This is a genomic window from Cellulomonas jepli, from assembly GCF_047229345.1.
Lineage (GTDB): Bacteria > Actinomycetota > Actinomycetes > Actinomycetales > Cellulomonadaceae > Cellulomonas_A.
In genome coordinates, this window is the sequence record NZ_JBFTER010000025.1 from 13373 (window position 1) to 30690 (window position 17318).

Below are 17318 nucleotides of genomic sequence, written 5' to 3' on the forward strand. Positions count from 1 at the left end.
AGGGACCGACGGAAGGGGCGCCGTGGAACCGGTTCCTGGGACGACCGAGCTCCTGCGCTCGCTGCGCGAGTCGGGCGCGGGGGACGTCGAGGGCGCGCTGCGCGAGCTGGCCGGGCGCGTCGCGGACGTCGTCCCGTCCTGCGTCGGCGTGAGCCTGAGCGTCGCGCACGGCGGCCTGACGTTCACCCTCGCGTCGACGAGCGACGACACCGCGGGGCTCGACGCCGTGCAGTACCTGGCGGGCGGCCCCTGCGTCGAGACCGCGCTCGAGGACGTCGAGATCGAGCTCGGGGACCTCCTGGACGAGGAGCGGTGGCAGCGCTTCGCGGTCGCCGCTGCCGCGTCGGGCGTGCGCAGCACCCTGTCGCTGCCGCTCTCGGTCCCCGGGATGGGGCCCGGGTCGGTCAACGTCTACGCCGCGGACGAGCACGCGTTCGTGGGGACCCGGGACGCGCTGCGCGAGATCGTCGGCGAGGGGGTCGACGTGGCGGTGACCAACGCCGACCTGCCGTTCCGCACGCGGACCGCCGCCGCGGCCGGCCCGCAGAACCTGCGCGCTCTCGACGTGGTCGAGCAGGCCGTCGGCTACCTCATGGCGAGCGAGCAGCTGGACGCGGACCGGGCGCGCGCGCGGCTGACCGAGGCGGCCGAGCGCGCCGGGACCGACCTGGTCACCGTCGCGCGCACGTTGGTCGGAGGCGGCTGATCGCCCGGGCGCGCGACGCCACGGTGGCGCTCGCCGCGGTGACGCGCGATGCTGGCGGGGAAGTGGATGCCGGTGGGGGAGTGGTCACGATGCAGCTGTCGCTCGAGCAGGCGGAGGCGGTCGGGGCGCTGCAGGACGCGCTCGCGGAGTCGAGCGAGGTGCGCGACCTCCTCGACGCGGTGGTCCACCACGCGGACGCCTACGTGCCGGCCGGCGTGGACGTCGCGGTCACCGTGCACCGCAGCGGGCGCGACCCGCAGAGCGCGAGCAGCGGCCCCGCGGCGGCGGCGTGCGTCGCGACGGAGCTCGCGTCGTACGCCGGCCCGTCGGTGGCCTCGGTCGAGGCGGGTCACCGCGTCGTGGTCGTCGACGTCGCCGCGGAGCGCCGGTGGCCGGACTGGCGTGCGGCCGCCGCCGCCGCGGGCTACCGGACGGCGGCGGTCGTGACGCGCACCGTGCGGGATGGCTGCGCCGTCACGTTCACGGTGCTCAGCACGCTGCACGAGTCCTGGGACGCGGACGCGCTCGTGCGCACCGAGCTCTACGTGCAGGAGGTCGCCCGCACGGTCGGCATCTGCCTGCTCTGGGCCGACCGGGCGGAGCTCGCGGCGGACCTGCGCTCGGCGCTCGCGGGGCGGGCCGTGATCGACCAGGCGGTGGGGGTCATCATGGCCGAGAACCGGTGCTCGGCCGAGGACGCGCTCGCGGTGCTGGAGAGCGCCTCGCACCACCGGAACGTCGACGCGCGGGAGGTCGCCGCGGCGCTCATCGAGAACGTGACCGGCGTGGCTCCGGCAGCCCCCGCGGGGTTCGTCGCGCGCGCGGCCGCGCCCCCGCCCGGACGTCGCCGCCCGCGCGGATGACGAGCCGGCGTCGACCTGCCGACGGGTGACTTTCGGCGGTCGCGTCGCAGGTGAGGGCTCCCGGGGGGGCTTCGAGCGTCCCACGCCGCGCGCGCTCCGCCCGATCCGGGCGGATGATGGTGACAGGTGCGCCGATCCGCGACTCGCCTTCTGGCGTCTGGAGCGCACGGTGGACCCGATCCCCGAGACCGCACGGCTGCTCGCGTCCCTGGACGCCGGCAGGCAGGACCACCTCGCCGCGACGCTGCGGCGCATGGCGCAGGACGCGGCGCGGGTCGTGCCCTCGCTCGTCGGGCTGAGCCTGACCCTCGGGGAGCACGGCCTGACCCTGACGCTCGTCGCCTCCGAGGACGTCGCGCACGCGCTCGACGGGGTGCGGGACCTGTTCGGGGGGCCGTACGGCGCGTCGGTGCTCGACGGCCGGGAGGACGCCGTGCCGGACCCTCTGAGCGAGGAGCGCTGGGCGGAGCACGCGCAGGCCGCGTCCAGCAACGGCGTGCGGAGCACCCTGTCGTTCGCGCTGGACGGGGAGCTCGGGCTCACCGGCGCGCTCACGCTGTACGCCGCAGACCCTGGCGCGTTCGCCGAGCGGCAGGACGCGGTGCGCCGCGTGCTCGGCCTGCCGGGCGGGCCCGGCGTGACGAACGGCGACGTGCCGTTCCGGAGCCTCGCCGACGCGCGCGACGCCGTCGAACGGCTCGCCGACCACGACCTCGTGGAGCGTGCCGTCGGCTTCGTCGCCGCCTCGCGGCGGGTCGGCATCGACGAGGCGCGCATGCTGCTGCGGGCCGCCGCGCTCCGGGCGGGCGTCGAGGTCGTGCTGCTCGCCCGCACGATCCTGCACGGCCCCGAGGGCTGGCCGACCGACCTCGACCCCGGGGTCGCCCGCCGCGGGGGCGCCGCGCACGACGGCGGCGACGACGGCGAGCGCGATCGCGACACGGGCCCGTACGGCACCTCCTGACCGGGGCCGGCGTCGGTGCTGCGGTGTGACGTGATCGCGGTCCTCGGGCCGCCCGGCGAAGGTTAGGCTTACCTTCACGCGGCGGGCCTGGGGGGCAGGCCGAGCGCGCGCCTCCTCGTCGAACCTGAACGGAGCCACCCGTGCCTGCACGCACGTCCCGCCGTCGGCCGCTCGCCGTCGTCGCCGCGACCGCCGCGGCCCTCGCCCTGACCCTCACCGCCTGCGCGTCCGACGACACCGCGGCCGAGCCCGAGGAGACCGCCGGCGGCGCCTTCCCGGTGACGATCGAGTCCGCGCTCGGCGAGGCCGTGATCGAGGAGGCCCCCGAGCGGGTCGTCACGCTCGGCTGGGGCTCGGGCGACATCGCGTACTCGCTCGGCGTCACGCCCGTGGGCGTCGAGGAGGACGCGTGGGGCGGCGACGAGGACGGCTACCAGCCGTGGCTGCGCGCCGCGATCGAGGAGGACGGCGGCGAGCTGCCGACGACCGTCCAGATGTACCCCGAGCTCGACGTCGAGGCGATCATCGGCCTCGAGCCCGACCTGATCCTCGCCCCGCAGTCCGGCCTGGAGCAGGACGTGTTCGACCAGCTCTCCGAGTTCGCGCCCGTCGTCGCCTACCCGGGCGAGCCGTGGCAGACGACGATCGAGGACCAGGTGCGGATCTCCGCGGAGGCGCTCGGCGTCCCCGAGAAGGCCGACGCCGTGCTCGAGGCCCGCGAGGCCGCGCTCACCGACGCGGCCGAGGCGCACCCCGAGTTCGAGGGGACGACGTTCGCGTACGTGTACGGCGGGACGCCCGGCACGCTCAGCGTCTACCTGCCGGGCGACACGCGCGTCTCGCTGCTCACGGGCCTCGGGCTCGAGCTCGCGCCGTCCGTCGCGGGCCTGACGGCGAGCGAGGGCACGTTCGCCGCGACGCTCGGGCTGGAGAACGCCGACCAGCTCGCCGACGCCGACGTGCTGTTCACCTGGTTCAACGACGAGACCGAGCAGCAGGCCACCGAGGCGCAGCCGCTGTGGCAGCAGATCCCCGCGTTCCAGCGCGGCTCGTACCTGCCGATGGTCGACACGACGCTCGGCATGGCCGTGTCCGTCGCGTCGCCGCTGAGCATCCCGTGGGCGCTCGACGCGTACGTCCCGCAGATCGCCGAGGCCGTCGCGGCCGTCCCCGCGTCCTGACGGCAGCCGCTGCCGTGCCGGCCCCGGAGCGCCCTGGCGTCCGGCGGACCGGCGCGGCCGCGGGACGCCCGGACACGCACCCCCAGGTGACCCACCGATGAGCACCCTCGACGCACCGCCGTCGGCCCGAGCCCCGCACGTCACCGGCGTGCGGGGCTCGCGCGCGCGCTCGTGGTGGCTCGCGGCGGGGCTGATCGGCGCCGCCGCGCTCGTCGTGGTCGCGTGCGCCCTCAGCGTCACGGTCGGCTCGAAGGCCGTGCCGCTCGGCGACGTGTGGGGTGCGCTCGTCGCGCCCGACGACTCGTACGCGTCCGTCGTCGTGGACTCGCGGCTCCCGCGGACGGTGCTCGGGATCCTCGTCGGTGCCGCGCTCGCCGTCGCCGGGGCCGTGATCCAGGGCATCACGCGCAACCCGCTAGGCGACCCCGGGCTGCTCGGCGTCAACGCCGGGGCGGCCGCGTCGGTCGTGATCGTGACCGCCGTCGCGGGGGCCGGCGCCGGGCGGTCGGTGTGGGCGGCGGTGCCCGGCGCGCTGCTCGCCGCGGGCGCCGTGTACGCGATCGGGGCGGGCGGGCGCGGGCCGACGCCCGTGCGGCTCGTGCTTGCCGGCGCCGCGGTCACCGCCGCGCTCGTCGCGCTCGTCGAGGCGATCTCGCTCGCCAACCCCACCGTCTTCGACAGCTACCGGGCGTGGGCCGTCGGGTCGCTCGCCGGACGGGACGCCGGGGCGACCGCGCGCATCCTGCCGTTCGTCGTCGCGGGACTCCTCGTCGCGCTCACGCTCTCCCGCGCGCTCAACGCCCTTGCGCTCGGCGACGAGGCCGCGACGTCGCTCGGGCTGCGGGCGGGCCGCACGCGGCTCGTCGGCGGGTTCGCCGCGGCGCTGCTCACCGCGGCCTCGGTCGCCGCGGTCGGGCCGGTCGCGTTCGTCGGGCTCGCGGTGCCGCACGTCGTGCGGTCGTTCACCGGATCGGACCACCGCTGGCTCCTGCCGTACTGCGCGCTGCTCGGCCCGGTGCTCGTGCTCGGGTCGGACGTCGTCGGGCGCGTGGTCGCCCGGCCCGGCGAGCTCATGGTCGGCGCGGTGACGGCGTTCGTCGGGGCGCCGTTCCTGATCGCGGCCGTGCGCCGGGGGAGGGCCGGCCTGTGAGCACCGCGCCGGACCGCGCGGACGAGGTCGCACCGACGCTGCTCCGCCTCGGCGACCGCGTCGCGCTCCTGACGAACCGGCGCGCGATCACGGTCTGCCTCGTGCTCGTCGTCGTCGCGCTCGTGGCGGTGCTCGTGACGCTCACGATCGGCGACCTCGGCGTCCCGCTCACCGAGCTGCCGACCGTGCTCGCGGGCGGGGGGAGCCGCGCGCAGGAGTGGGTCGTGTTCACCAACCGGCTCCCTCGGCTCGCGGTCGGGCTCGGCGCCGGGGCGGCGTTCGGCGTCGCGGGTGCCATCTTCCAGAGCGTCACGCGGAACCCGCTCGGCAGCCCGGACGTCATCGGGCTCGGTGCCGGTGCGGCGGCGGGTGCGGCGGCGGCCGGGCTCGTGTGGCCCGGCGTCGTGCCGGTGCCCGTCGGTGCGCTCGTGGGCGCGTTCGTCGCGATCCTCGCGGTGTGGCTCGGCTCGGGGCGGGGGTTCGCGGCGCCGTACCGGATGGTCGTCACCGGGATCGCCGTCGGCGCGATGGCGCTCGCGTTCGTGCAGCTCGCGATCCTGCGGGCGACGCGGGAGGACGCGCAGGTCGTCGCCGCGTGGCTCAACGGGAGCCTCGGGTCGCGCGGCTGGTCGGACGCCGCGACCGTCGCCGTCGCGCTCGTCGCGCTCCTCCCGCCCGCGCTCGCGCTGAGCCGCCGCCTCCAGCTCGTCGAGATGGGGGACGACGCCGCGACCGGCCTCGGCGTCGACGCCGGGCGCACGCGCACGCTCGCGGTCGTCGTGGCGGTGCTGCTCACCGGCGCGGCCGTCGCGGTCAGCGGGCCGGTGGCGTTCGTCGCGCTGACCGCCCCGCAGATCGCCCGGCGGCTCACGCGCTCGTCGGGCCCCGGCATGGTCGCCGCCGCGGTCACGGGGGCGACGCTGCTCGTGCTCGCCGACCTGCTCGCGCAGCGGCTGCCGTTCGGCGTGCAGTACCCGGTCGGGATCGTGACCGCCGGCCTCGGCGGGGTGTACCTGGCGTTCCTGCTGGTCCGTGAGTGGAGAAGGGGTGCGGTGTGACGCCGACGACGACAGCGACCACGGCCGGGTCCGGGGCGGCGGGCTCCGCGGCGGCGCCGCTGCGCGCCGAGCGTGTGACGCTCGCCTACGACCGGACCGACGTGGTGCACGACCTGTCCGTGACGATCCCGCGCGCGTCGTTCACCGTGATCATCGGGCCGAACGGCTGCGGCAAGTCGACGCTCCTGCGGGCCCTCGCCCGCACGCTCCGGCCGCGCACCGGGGAGGTCCTGCTCGACGGCGAGCCGCTCGCCCGGCTCCGCTCGCGCGACGTCGCCCGCCGGCTCGCGCTCCTGCCGCAGAGCCCGCTGGCCCCCGAGGCCATCACGGTCGGCGACCTCGTCGCGCGCGGCCGCTACCCGCACCAGGGGCTGCTGCGGCAGTGGTCGACGGCCGACGCCGTGGCCGTCGCCGACGCGATGCACGCGACGGAGGTGACCGAGCTGCGCGACCGGCTGGTCAGCACGCTCTCGGGCGGCCAGCGCCAGCGCGTCTGGCTCGCGATGGCCCTCGCGCAGCAGACCGACCTGCTGCTGCTCGACGAGCCGACGACGTTCCTCGACATCGCCCACCAGTTCGAGGTCATGGACCTGTGCGCGCGCCTGCACGAGGACGGGCGCACGCTCGTCGCGGTGCTGCACGACCTGAACCAGGCCGCCCGGTACGCCACCCACCTCGTCGCGATGAAGGACGGGCGGGTCGTCGCCGAGGGCACCCCTGCCGAGGTCGTCACGCCCGAGCGGATCGCCGAGATCTTCGACCTCGCGTGCCGCGTCGTCGAGGACCCCGAGACGGGGACGCCGATGGTCATCCCCGCGCGGCGACCCGTGCGGGGATGACCCGCCGGGTCAGCCCAGGTGCACGACGCCCTCGCCCGAGGGCATGAGCTCCTCCTTGGTCCCGCGGATGCACACGGCGGCGATGACCGCGGCGACGACGAGGGCGACGGCGGTCGCGACGAAGGCCGCGGAGTACCCGTCGACGAGGTCGTCCGGGCTCGTGCCGCCGGCGCTGGCCGACGCGTAGACCGCCGTGAAGACCGCGAGGCCGATGGACCCGCCGATCTGCATCGCGGCGTTCGTCGCGGCGCTCGCGACGCCGGCGTCGTGCGGCTCGACGCCGACGAGCGCGAGGTTCTGCATCGGGACGAACATCATCGCCATGCCGGCGCCGAGGACGACCAGCGCGGGCAGCACCTGGACGGCGTAGGACCCGTCGGCCGAGAGGCGGCTGAGGTAGACCATCGCGGCCGCCCCCACGAGCGGCCCGGTGATCATGAGGACGCGCGGACCCGTCACCGGGAGGATCCGTGCGAGCAGCGGGGCGACGACGCCGATGGCCACGGTCAGCGGGAGCGAGGCGAGCCCGGCCTGCAGCGGGCTGAGGGCCAGGACGATCTGCAGGTGCAGCGTCACGTACAGCATCGCGCCGATCATCACGGTCCCGGCGACGGCCTGGAGGAGCAGGGCGCCGGCCCGGACGCGGTGCCGGACGACACGCAGTGGGAGCAGCGGGTGCGCGACCTTCGTCTGGCTGAGCACGAACAGCGCGAGCAGGACGACCCCGGCGCCGATGAAGCCGGCGACGTCCGCGTGCCCCCAGCCGTGCTCGGCGCGGGTGAAGCCGTAGACGAGCGACCCGAGCCCGAGGACGACGAGCGCGGCCCCGACCCAGTCGTACGTCTTGTCCCCGTCGGCGCGGGACTCCGTGAGCAGCAGGACGCCGGCGACGACGGCCACGGCGACGACCGGGACGTTCACCAGCAGGCACCAGCGCCAGCTCGCGAACTCGGTGAGCACCCCGCCGAGCACGAGGCCGATGCCGGCACCCGCGCCGGCGATGCTGCCGAACACCGCGAACGCGGTGATGCGGTCCTTCCCGCCGGGGAACGTCGTGGTGAGGATGGCGAGCGCGGCGGGGGCCATGAGCGCGGCGAAGACGCCCTGGAGGCCGCGGGCGACGATCAGCTCGGTGCCGCTGTCGATCAGCCCGCCGTAGCCCGACGCGAGGCCGAAGCCGACCATCCCGACCAGGAAGGTGCGCTTGCGCCCCCAGTAGTCGGCGATGCGCCCGCCGAGCAGCAGGAGCGCCCCGAAGCAGAGCGCGTAGGCCGTGACGACCCACTGGCGCTCGACGTCGGAGAGGCCGATCGCCTGCTGCGCCTGCGGCAGGGCGATGTTCACGATGGTGCCGTCGAGGACGACGACGAGCTGGGTGAGCGAGACGACGACGAGGATCCACCAGCGGGTCCTGGTGCTCGTCGTCTCCGGGGCGTGCGGGGACAGCGTGGCGGTCACGAAGGTTCCTTCTCAAAGACAAGTAGATGCTTGGCTTATGACGGTAACCTACGGGCATGCGTGAGGACGGGGTCCAGACCCGAGCGAAGATCCGTGACGCTGCCCACACCGAGTTCGCCGCACACGGGCTCGCCGGTGCTCGCGTGGACCGCATCGCGAAGGCTGCGGGCGCGAACGTGCAGCGGATCTACGCCTACCACTCCGACAAGGCCGGCCTCTTCCGGGCCTGCGTGCTCGACGCGGTCGCCGACCTCGACCGGGCCGTCGGCGACCCCACGGACGTCGTGACGCTCGCGGGACGGCTGTTCGACCACGTCGGGCGCGACGGGCACACCCTGCGCATCCTCACCTGGGCCCGCCTCGAGATGGCGGAGGACCTGCGCGAGATCATCGCGGCCTCGGGGGCCGACCCGCTGCGGCACGTCCGCGCGCTCGCCGACGCGGGCCGCCTCCACCCGCGCTGGGCGCCCGAGGACGTGCTCGCGGTCCTCATCGGGTTCTGCGAGGCGTGGAACACGATCTCCGCACGACCCCCGACGACCGAGGCTGCCGCCGCACGCCGCCGCGAGCTGGTGCTCCACCTCGCGACCCAGCTCATGCCCGACGCCGCGCCCGCCGGCCGGGCGTGACGCCGCCCGCCGTCAGTCCTCCGCGGGGTGGTGGCACACGGCCTCGAGGTTGATCCCGTACGGGTCGCGCACGAAGCCGCCGTAGTAGTCGTCGTGGTACTCCGGGTGCACCGCGGGCGGGATCAGCGGCTCGGCGCCCGCAGCGAGCGCCGCGGCGTAGAACGTCCTGACGTCCTCGCGGGTGTCGACCGTGAAGGCGAGGTGCATGTTCGAGCCGACCGTGCCCTCGTCGACGAGCCAGAAGTACGGCTTGACGTCGGCGAGGCCGAACCCGGTCATGGCCGGGAAGGCGGTCGCAGGGTCGCCGGGGATCACGAGCATCTTCGCGATGCCGATCGAGGCCAGCGTCGGTTCGTAGAAGGCGACGGCGGCGGCCAGGTCGGGGACGGCGACGTTGAGGTGGTCGATGCGGGAGCCGGAACGGTCGGGTCGGGTCGTCATGCGCCGACCGTCGCAGGGGAAGCGGACACCGGGTGTCCGCTACGTCGCCGGGCGGGCTCGGGCGGGTCGCCCCCGGTCCTGGACCCGGCCGTCCGTGCCGCCCGGGCGCCCGGGTGGGCGGCGGTCAGCCGAGCCCGGCGGCGCGGGCCTTGATCGCCGCCTGCATGCGCGACGAGCAGCCGAGCTTCGCGAGGACGCGCGACACGTGCGTCTTCGCGGTCGCCTCGGTGATGACCAGCTCGGCCGCGAGGTCGGCGTTCGACAGGCCGCGCGCGAGGCAGCCGAGCACGTCGCGCTCGCGCGCGGTCAGGTCCGCGTAGCCGTCGATCTGCTCGGGCGTCGCAGCGGCGACCGGCGGGGGTGCGACGAACGCCGCGAGCAGCCGGCGGGTCACCTCGGGCGCGACGACGCCCTCCCCGGCGGCGACCCGGCGCACCGCGTCGAGCAGCGCCGTGGCCTCGGTGGACTTGAGCAGGAACCCTGCGGCCCCGGCGCGCAGCGCGCCGAACACGTACTCGTCGAGGTCGAACGTCGTGAGCACCAGCACGTCCGCGAGGCCCTCGCCGGTGATCGTCCGGGTCGCCTCGATGCCGTCGGTCCCGGGCATGCGGATGTCCATGAGGACGACGTCGGGGCGCAGCGCGCGGGCGTTCGTCACCGCGGCGGCGCCGTCGCCGGCCTCGCCGACGACCGTGATCGCCGGGTCCGTCTCGAGCATGAGCCGCAGCCCGGCACGGATCGCGGCGTGGTCGTCGGCGACGAGGACCCGCACCGGCGGCGCACCCGTCACGAGCCCGCCCCCAGCGGCAGCGTCGCCACCACGGACCAGCGCGCGTCGCCGGCCCAGCCCGCGGCGAACCGCCCCCCGAGCGCCTCGGCGCGCTCGCGCATCGTGAGCAGCCCGAGGCCGGAGCCGTCGGCTCCCGGTCCGGGAGCGGCGGGACGACCGTCGACGGGCAGGGGGACGCCGAGGGCCGGGACGCCGTCGACCGGTGCGCCGGCAGCCCGTGCGCCCGCGACCGGAGCGCCGAGGGCCGCGGGCACCGGGACCGGCGCCCCGACAGCGGCGGCGGAGGGCGGCGCGCTGGACTCGACGGTGAGCTCGAGCGCCCCGTCGTGCACCCCGACGTCGACGCGCACGTGCGCGCCGGGTGCGTGCTTCGCGGCGTTGGTGAGCGACTCCTGCAGGATCCGGTACGCGGCCTGGTCCACGGCCGAGGGCAGCGCCGGGAGGTCGGCGAGCGTCGTGCCGTCCCACGTCAGCCGCAGGCCCGCCGCCTCGGTCGCGGCGACGAGGTCCGCCGCCTCGCGCAGCCGGGGGGCCGCCGACGTCGGGTCGTCCGACGCCGCGCCGTCGGCCCGCAGCAGCAGGATCATCGAGCGCATCTCCTGCAGCGACGTGACGCTCGCGGCGCGGACCGCCTCGAGCGCCGCGCGGTCGCGTGCGGCGGAGCGCGGGTCGGCCGGCGGCACCGCGAGCGCTGCCTCCGCGTGGATCGCGATCGCGGAGAGGTTCCCCGCGATGGCGTCGTGCAGGTCGCGGGCCATCCGCGCCCGCTCCTCCGTGACGAGCTCGGCTGCCCGCAGCGACGCGAGCCGGCGCTGGTCCTCGGCGCGTGCGGTCGCGAGCGCGGTGAGCTCCGACTGCCGCCGGACCGCGGTGCCCCACCACAGCGGCGTGCCGATGAGCGCGAAGTACTGCAGGGCGAGGAAGACCGTGAGCTGCGCGTCGTGCGTGACGCCCCACACCAGCGCGGTCGCGACGGCCCCGAGCGCGACGACCGTCGAGCGGAGCACCGCGGCAGCCCGCGGGCGGGCGTGGATCGCCGCCGAGTAGATGAGGTCGACGAGCGCGACGATGACGCCGATGCTGCCGCCGAGGTACGCGTCGAGGAGGAACAGCGCGACGCCCGCGAGCAGGGCCCCGACGGGCCACCGCCGCTTGACCGCCATGAGGGCGCAGCCCGCCGCGAGGAGGGCGAGCGGCACCGCGGGTCCGGGCGGCCGGTGCTCGGCCAGGTCGGTCCAGACGCCGTCGATGCCGACCGCGATGGTCAGGAGGCCGACGAGGGCCACCGCCCCGGCGTCGAGGAGGTCGCTGGTCTGCTCCGACGCGCGCACGCGCCGGTACCAGCGGGCGCCCGGGATCCTCACCCCGCCATCCCAGCACAGCACGCCGCCCGCGGGATCCGACGAACGATGTACTACCCGGCCGTTCGTGCCACCCTTCGCCCGACGACCGGAGCCCCGGGGACGAGCGAGGCTCGCCGCATGGCTCCTGACCTGCTCGGACAGCTCGTCGTCCTCGCCCTGATCGACAGCACGAGCTTCGGCACGCTGCTCATCCCGGTGTGGTTCCTGCTCCTGCCGGGGCGGGTGCGTGCCCGGCGGGTGCTCGTCTTCCTCGGCACGGTCGCGACGTTCTACCTCGTCGTCGGCCTCGTCCTCATGTCGGGGGCGCACGCGGCGCTCGGCAGCGGCTCGGGGCTGCGCGAGGGGACGGCCGGGTCCGTGGTGCAGCTCGTGCTCGGCGGCGCCCTGCTCCTGTGGGCGCTCGCGTACAGGGCGCCGAAGACCGACGCCGACGCGACGGGCGCGCCGCACGGGGCAGCGGCTGCGGGTGCTGTGGTCGACGCCGGCACGGTGCTCGACGCCCGCCGGACCGGGAGCCCGGACGGCGGTGCCCCGGGCGGCGCGAGCGGCCCGCGCGGACCTGCCACCGCGACCCGGCGGCAGGGACGCGTCACGCGCTGGCGCGACCGGGCGATGAGCGGCGAGGCGGGCGGCGTCGGTGCGCTCGTGGGGCTGGCGGTCGCGGCGGCCGCCGTCGAGCTCGGGTCGATGCTGCCGTACCTCGGGGCGATCGGGCTGCTCACCGGCTCGGGGCTCACGTGGCCCGAGCGGGCGACGGTGCTCGTCGGCTACTGCCTCGTCATGATCCTGCCCGCGCTCGTGCTGCTCGGGGGTCGCCTCGTCGCCGCGCGGGCCGTCGAGCCGCTCCTCGCGCGGGTCGCGCGCTGGATGGAGCGCTCGGCGGGCGAGACGACGGCGTGGATCCTCGGGATCGTCGGCTTCCTGCTCGCGCGCGACGCGCTCACGCGCCTGCCGTGGGTGCTCGACGCGCTCCGCACGGCCGGCTCGGTCGCGGGGATCGGCGACTGACCCGCCCGGCGGCGCGCGCGCGGCGCCCGGCTCACCGGGAGCGGGTCCCGGAGGTCGAGCCGGTGATCGCGACGCGGTCCCGGCCCTCGGCCTTGGCCTCGTACAGCGCGGCGTCCGCGGCGGCGTAGAGCTCGCGCAGCGTCGTCTCGCCCGAGGCGTGCGCCACGCCGATGCTCACGGTCAGCGGCACCGGGCCGTCCGCGGTGCGCAGCGGGCTGTCCCGCACGAGCCGCACGAGCTCCTCGGCGACCGCGATCGTCCCCGCGCGGTCCCACCCCGGCAGGAGCAGGGCCATCTCGTCGCCCCCGAGGCGGGAGGCGATCGAGTCGCGCTCGGCGCGGCGGCGCAGCAGGTCACCGACGTGCGCCAGGGCGTCGTCACCGACGGGGTGCCCGCGCTCGTCGTTGATGACCTTGAACCGGTCGAGGTCGAGGACCAGCAGGCCCGTGCCGTCGCCCGTGCTCGCCAGGGCGCACGCGGCCGCGTCGTCGAGCACCCGCCGGGTCGCGAGCCCCGTGAGCGCGTCGACGGCAGCCTGCTCGGTCAGCAGGGTCACGAGCCGGTCCTGGCGTTCGCCCGCCTGGACCAGCACCGCGGCCACGACCGTGAGCATCGCCCCGATGTACGCGAGGTCGGTCGCCGCGCGCCCGGACGGCAGCAGCGAGAACACGACCCAGGCGTTGCCGAGCACGGCCAGCAGGGTCACGAGCGCGACCGGCCGGCGGCCGAGCTGCGAGGCGGCGAAGACGACGGGGAACGCGAAGAACGCCTGGGCCGCCGCGCTCGCGTCGTGGGTCACGACGTCGAGGCCGGCGATGATGGCGACCCCCACGATCGGCGTGAGCAGCCAGGTGACGGGCGGCGCGCGGTGCCCGTGCCGGTAGAGCGCCAGGGCCAGCGGCAGGACCGCGACGCTGATCGCGGTCACGACGACCTGCGCGACGAGCGAGGACGTCCCCTGGCCGAGCGCCGTGAAGACCAGCGTGACGACCGCGGCGACGGCGACGAGGACCGCCGCGGCGCGTGCTGCACCGCGCGGGTCCCTCGGCCGGCACTCCTGCTCCCACGACACGTCCGCCCCATCGGCCGCCGCAGTCCCGCGCTGAGCGCCTCGGCGGCTGAAGGGGACGACGCCGGACCGCCGGGACCACCGTCGGCGCCGATGAGTTCCGGGGCCGCGGTCCGTCTGCCCCTCATCACCGCCGGACGGCGGGCGCCGCCGTCCGCCCGCGACACCTCGGAGGACGCGATGACCACCGCACAGGACCGACCGACCACCCTCGCGCCCGGCCGCCCGCCGGTCGTCGACGCGGCGACGTGGCAGGCCGCGCGCGACGAGCTCCTGGTCCGCGAGAAGGCCCACACGCACGAGGGCGACGCGATCGCCGCGGCGCGGCGGCGGCTGCCGATGGTCGAGCTCGACCCGACCGTCGAGGTCGTCGGACCCGACGGCCCGGTCCCGTTCCTCGACCTGTTCCAGGGGCGCGACGAGCTGCTGGTCTACAAGCACATGTGGCACGACGGGGCGCCGCACCAGGGCCAGTGCGAGGGCTGCACCGTCTCGGCGTGGCACCTGCGCGACACGTCCTACCTGCAGGCCCGCGGGGTCTCGTTCGCGGTCCTGACCACGGGCGCCTGGGACGAGGTGGCGCCCTTCGTCGAGTTCATGGGCTACACCCAGCCCTGGTACTCGGTGCGGGGTGTGCCCGAGCCGGTCGGCGGCGAGATGGGGATGTTCGCGGTGTTCCTGCGCGACGGTGACCGGGCGTTCCTCACCTACGACACGACGGGGCGCGGCACCGAGGTGGCCAGCGGCTCCTTCGCGCTCCTCGACCTGACCCCCTACGGGCGCGGCGAGGCGTGGCAGGACACGCCCGAGGGCTGGCCCGAGGGGCACGGCGCCTGCTGGTACTGGCGCACGGACGTCGACGGCAACGGGACCTGGGAAGGCACCGGCCGCCCGACGCCGCAGTGGACCCGCCCCGGCGTGACCCCCGAGACGACGCTCGGCCGACACGGGGACCACCACTGACGGTGCCGGCTGCCGGGGGCACCGACGAGGCGCCCACCCGGGTCCGCCAGGGCCCCGGGTGGGCGTGCGGCTGGGGACCGCCGCGCGTGCCGCGGGTCAGGCGACCGCGGTCGCGAGCCGCGTCGTCCGGCGTGCCGCGAGCGCCGTCGCCGCGACCGCGAAGAGGATCACGGCCGCACTGACCACGCCGTAGGACGGCAGGTCGACCACGGGCGGCCCGTCGAGCGCCCCCGCGCTCACACCGACCACCGCCGGCACGACCGCCACCGTGCCCACGACCCACGCCGTGACCCCCGTGATCGTCGCCTCGACCGTGGTCATCGCCAGGAGCTGGCGGCGGGTCGTGCCGGTGCGGTGCAGCAGCGCGAGCTCGTCGCGGCGCGCGACCGTGGTCATCGCGAGCGTGCTCGCCGCGCCGACCGCCACGACGGCGAGCAGCAGGAGGAGCAGCGCGGTCCCGACGTCGTTCTCCCCGCCGGCCGAGCGCATCGCCGTGGCGGCGTGCGTCGCGGGGTCGGCCGCCGTGGCGCCGAGGGCGGCGATCGCGGCCGCGGCCTGCGCCCGGTCCGCGCCGGCGGTGAGGTCGACGAGCACGGTGTCGGCCTCGGCGGGCACGCCGTGGGCCTCGGCCGTCGCGGGGCCGGTGATCAGGTCGCCCACACCGAGGCCGCGCGAGAACACCGCGACGACGGTCGCGTCGACGACGTCCTCGCCGAGCCTGAGCGTGACGGTCCCGCCCGGGCGGGCGCCGCCGAGGAACGCGGTGTCGCTGCTGACGGCCACGGTGTCGGGGGCGTCGAGGCCGGCGAGCGAGCCGTCGACGACGTCGGGGTCGAGCGCGGTGGTGCCGGCGGGGACGACGCGCAGCGCGGTGGCCTCCCAGGCGAGGGGGCCGCTGAGGTCGTCGTCCGTCCGCAGCTCCGCCGGGATGGTCGCGAGCGGGACGGCCGACGCGACGCCGGGCACCGCGGCAACCTGCGCGGTCACGTCCCGCGCCGCGCCCTCGGGGGGCGTGACGACGAGGTCCGCGGCGACCGAGGCGACGAGCTCCTGCTGGGCGGCGGTCGTGAGCGCCCGGTTCACGCTCGTCTGGACGGTCGCCACGGCGACCACCAGGGCGAGCGGCACGACGACGGTCGTCAGCCGCCGGGAGAAGCCGCGCACGTTGCGGACGGCGAGCAGCGCGGCCGGGCGGCCGCCGGACGGGTGCACCTGCGCGAGCCGGTCGAAGACCCAGCCGACCAGGACCGGGCCGGCGAGCGCGACCGCCCCGACCAGCAGGAACGCGGAGAGCGCCGCGGTCGCGCTCCCCAGGGGGCCCGGGACCCACAGGCTCGAGAACGCCAGGGCCACGCCGGCGAGGGTCATGGCCAGGGCGGTCACCCGCCGGGCCGACCCGACCTCGCGGTCCTCGACGGCGCTCAGCTGGAGCGCCTCGGTCGGTGCGGTCCGGGCGGCCTCCCGGGCGCCGAGCCGGCCGACGGGCACCGCGGTGACCACGATGAGCGCGACGGCGGCGAGGACGGGGAGCGGCGACAGGGCCGACGTGAAGTCCGGGGCGACCATGCCGCTGCGCACGAGCAGGGGGTCGAGGAGGCGCGCGCCGAACAGGCCAGCGAGCGCGCCCAGCGGGGCGGCGACGAGCGAGACCACCGCGACCTCGAGGGTGACCGTGCGGCGCACCTGCGACGGCGTCGCACCGACCGCGCGCAGCAGCGCGAGCTCGCGGCGGCGGCTGCGCAGCGCGAGGGTGACGGTCGCCGCGACGACCATCACGACGACGACGAGCAGCGTCCCGGCGTACGAGGACGCGAGGGACACGAGCAGCCCGCCCGAGGTCAGGTCCCCGGCGGCCACCGTGCGCAGGCCCGACTCGAACAGCACCCCGGTGACGGCGAGGACCGCCGCGGCGACGGCGAGGACGACGGCGGTGCCGGCGAAGGCCCCGCGGTGGGCGCGGACGCCCGAGGACGCGAGCTGCCACACGGTGCTCACCGGCCCTTCGTGAGGAGGCGGGCGGTGACCTGCTCGGCGGTGGGGTGCTCGAGCTGGTCGACGACGAACCCGTCCGCGAGGACGACGACGCGCTCGGCGGCGGCCGCGACGCCCGCGTCGTGCGTCACGACGACCACGGTCTGCCCGAGCTCGCGCGCGGAGTCCCGCAGCACCTGGAGCACCGCGGCCCCCGTCCGGGAGTCCAGCGCGCCCGTGGGCTCGTCGGCGAACACGACGGCGGGCCGCGTGACGAGCGCGCGGGCGATCGCGACCCGCTGGGCCTGCCCGCCGGACAGCTCGCCCGGCAGCCGGTCCACGAGGTCCGGCACGCCGAGGAAGTCGAGCAGGGCCGCCTCCCACGCCGCGTCGACCTGACGGCCCGCGAGCGCGAGCGGCAGACGGACGTTCTCGCGTGCCGTCAGGTGGCCGATGAGGTTGTACGCCTGGAAGACGAAGCCCACGTGCTCCCGGCGGAACCGCGTGAGGTCGTCGGGCCGCAGCGTCGTCAGGTCGTGCCCACCCACGACGACGGAGCCCCGGCTGGGCGTGTCGAGCCCCGCGGCGCAGTTCAGCAGCGTCGACTTGCCCGAGCCGGACTGCCCGACGACGGCCGTCACGGAGCCCGCGAGCAGCTCGAGGGACACCCCGCGCAGCGCGTGGACGGGCTCGCGGCCCGGGTAGGTCTTGTGCAGGTCGACGAGGCGGACGGCGGTGGCCGTCAGCTCCGTCGTGGTGGGCGTGGCCATGGGGTGCTCCCTGGGTCGAGGTCGTGGTGCCGCTCTCGAACCTAGGAACGGGGAGGGGTGCCCATCGAGCCTCGGAGGGACGTGCTGCGCGGGT

The 17318-nt window shown here is 76.4% G+C and carries 17 protein-coding genes; 10 read left to right on the forward strand and 7 right to left on the reverse strand.

What is annotated here, in order from left to right:
- Positions 1-22 precede the first annotated feature (22 nt).
- The 7 genes from AB6N24_RS08170 (at position 23) to AB6N24_RS08200 (ending at position 6761) form a co-directional block, all read left to right on the forward strand.
- Complete coding sequence (locus tag AB6N24_RS08170; protein ID WP_412868910.1) at positions 23-706, forward strand: ANTAR domain-containing protein; 684 nt, start codon at positions 23-25, stop codon at positions 704-706.
- Positions 707-795: 89 nt separating this feature from the next.
- On the forward strand, positions 796-1569 hold the full coding sequence (locus tag AB6N24_RS08175; protein WP_412868911.1) for an ANTAR domain-containing protein: 774 nt from the start codon (positions 796-798) through the stop codon (positions 1567-1569).
- Between the two features lie 169 nt (positions 1570-1738).
- On the forward strand, positions 1739-2533 hold the full coding sequence (locus AB6N24_RS08180) for an ANTAR domain-containing protein (protein ID WP_412868912.1): 795 nt from the start codon (positions 1739-1741) through the stop codon (positions 2531-2533).
- A gap of 140 nt (positions 2534-2673) precedes the next feature.
- Complete coding sequence (locus AB6N24_RS08185; protein ID WP_412868913.1) at positions 2674-3714, forward strand: iron-siderophore ABC transporter substrate-binding protein; 1041 nt, start codon at positions 2674-2676, stop codon at positions 3712-3714.
- Between the two features lie 97 nt (positions 3715-3811).
- Positions 3812-4864, forward strand: a complete 1053-nt coding sequence (locus tag AB6N24_RS08190) for a FecCD family ABC transporter permease (protein ID WP_412868914.1) — start codon at positions 3812-3814, stop codon at positions 4862-4864.
- Entirely contained in the window at positions 4861-5922 is a 1062-nt protein-coding gene (locus AB6N24_RS08195; RefSeq protein ID WP_412868915.1) for a FecCD family ABC transporter permease, read from the forward strand. The genes AB6N24_RS08190 and AB6N24_RS08195 overlap by 4 nt, the downstream gene beginning before the upstream one ends.
- Positions 5919-6761, forward strand: a complete 843-nt coding sequence (locus AB6N24_RS08200; protein WP_412868916.1) for an ABC transporter ATP-binding protein — start codon at positions 5919-5921, stop codon at positions 6759-6761. Before AB6N24_RS08195 ends, AB6N24_RS08200 begins: the two co-directional genes overlap by 4 nt.
- Before the next feature lie 9 nt (positions 6762-6770).
- Here the strand turns inward: AB6N24_RS08200 and AB6N24_RS08205 are convergent, their stop codons facing one another.
- Positions 6771-8219: an MFS transporter gene (locus tag AB6N24_RS08205; RefSeq protein WP_412868917.1), complete on the reverse strand. Its 1449-nt coding sequence runs from the start codon at positions 8217-8219 to the stop codon at positions 6771-6773.
- A gap of 56 nt (positions 8220-8275) precedes the next feature.
- On the opposite strand from AB6N24_RS08205, the gene AB6N24_RS08210 reads away from it, so the two are divergent.
- On the forward strand, positions 8276-8848 hold the full coding sequence (locus AB6N24_RS08210; protein ID WP_412868918.1) for a TetR/AcrR family transcriptional regulator: 573 nt from the start codon (positions 8276-8278) through the stop codon (positions 8846-8848).
- Between the two features lie 12 nt (positions 8849-8860).
- Here the strand turns inward: AB6N24_RS08210 and AB6N24_RS08215 are convergent, their stop codons facing one another.
- The 3 genes from AB6N24_RS08215 to AB6N24_RS08225 form a co-directional block, all read right to left on the reverse strand.
- Positions 8861-9289 (reverse strand): VOC family protein, encoded by a 429-nt coding sequence (locus AB6N24_RS08215; RefSeq protein WP_412868919.1) that lies wholly within the window; start codon positions 9287-9289, stop codon positions 8861-8863.
- A 124-nt stretch (positions 9290-9413) separates the two neighbouring features.
- The gene (locus AB6N24_RS08220; protein ID WP_412868942.1) at positions 9414-10007 is read right to left on the reverse strand and encodes a response regulator; all 594 of its coding nucleotides are present in this window, start codon (positions 10005-10007) and stop codon (positions 9414-9416) included.
- A gap of 68 nt (positions 10008-10075) precedes the next feature.
- On the reverse strand, positions 10076-11443 hold the full coding sequence (locus AB6N24_RS08225; protein ID WP_412868920.1) for a sensor histidine kinase: 1368 nt from the start codon (positions 11441-11443) through the stop codon (positions 10076-10078).
- 117 nt (positions 11444-11560) lie between these two features.
- On the opposite strand from AB6N24_RS08225, the gene AB6N24_RS08230 reads away from it, so the two are divergent.
- The gene (locus tag AB6N24_RS08230; protein WP_412868921.1) at positions 11561-12451 is read left to right on the forward strand and encodes a GAP family protein; all 891 of its coding nucleotides are present in this window, start codon (positions 11561-11563) and stop codon (positions 12449-12451) included.
- A gap of 31 nt (positions 12452-12482) precedes the next feature.
- On the opposite strand, the gene AB6N24_RS08235 is transcribed toward AB6N24_RS08230, so the two are convergent.
- Complete coding sequence (locus tag AB6N24_RS08235; RefSeq protein WP_412868922.1) at positions 12483-13523, reverse strand: GGDEF domain-containing protein; 1041 nt, start codon at positions 13521-13523, stop codon at positions 12483-12485.
- A 177-nt stretch (positions 13524-13700) separates the two neighbouring features.
- Here AB6N24_RS08235 and AB6N24_RS08240 point away from each other — a divergent pair, with 177 nt between their 5' ends.
- A complete protein-coding gene (locus AB6N24_RS08240; protein ID WP_412868923.1) occupies positions 13701-14483 on the forward strand; it encodes a DUF899 family protein in 783 nt (260 codons plus the stop codon).
- Between the two features lie 96 nt (positions 14484-14579).
- On the opposite strand, the gene AB6N24_RS08245 is transcribed toward AB6N24_RS08240, so the two are convergent.
- The gene (locus AB6N24_RS08245; RefSeq protein WP_412868924.1) at positions 14580-16478 is read right to left on the reverse strand and encodes an FtsX-like permease family protein; all 1899 of its coding nucleotides are present in this window, start codon (positions 16476-16478) and stop codon (positions 14580-14582) included.
- The gene (locus AB6N24_RS08250) at positions 16475-17224 is read right to left on the reverse strand and encodes an ABC transporter ATP-binding protein (RefSeq protein ID WP_412868925.1); all 750 of its coding nucleotides are present in this window, start codon (positions 17222-17224) and stop codon (positions 16475-16477) included. Before AB6N24_RS08250 ends, AB6N24_RS08245 begins: the two co-directional genes overlap by 4 nt.
- Positions 17225-17318 lie beyond the last annotated feature (94 nt).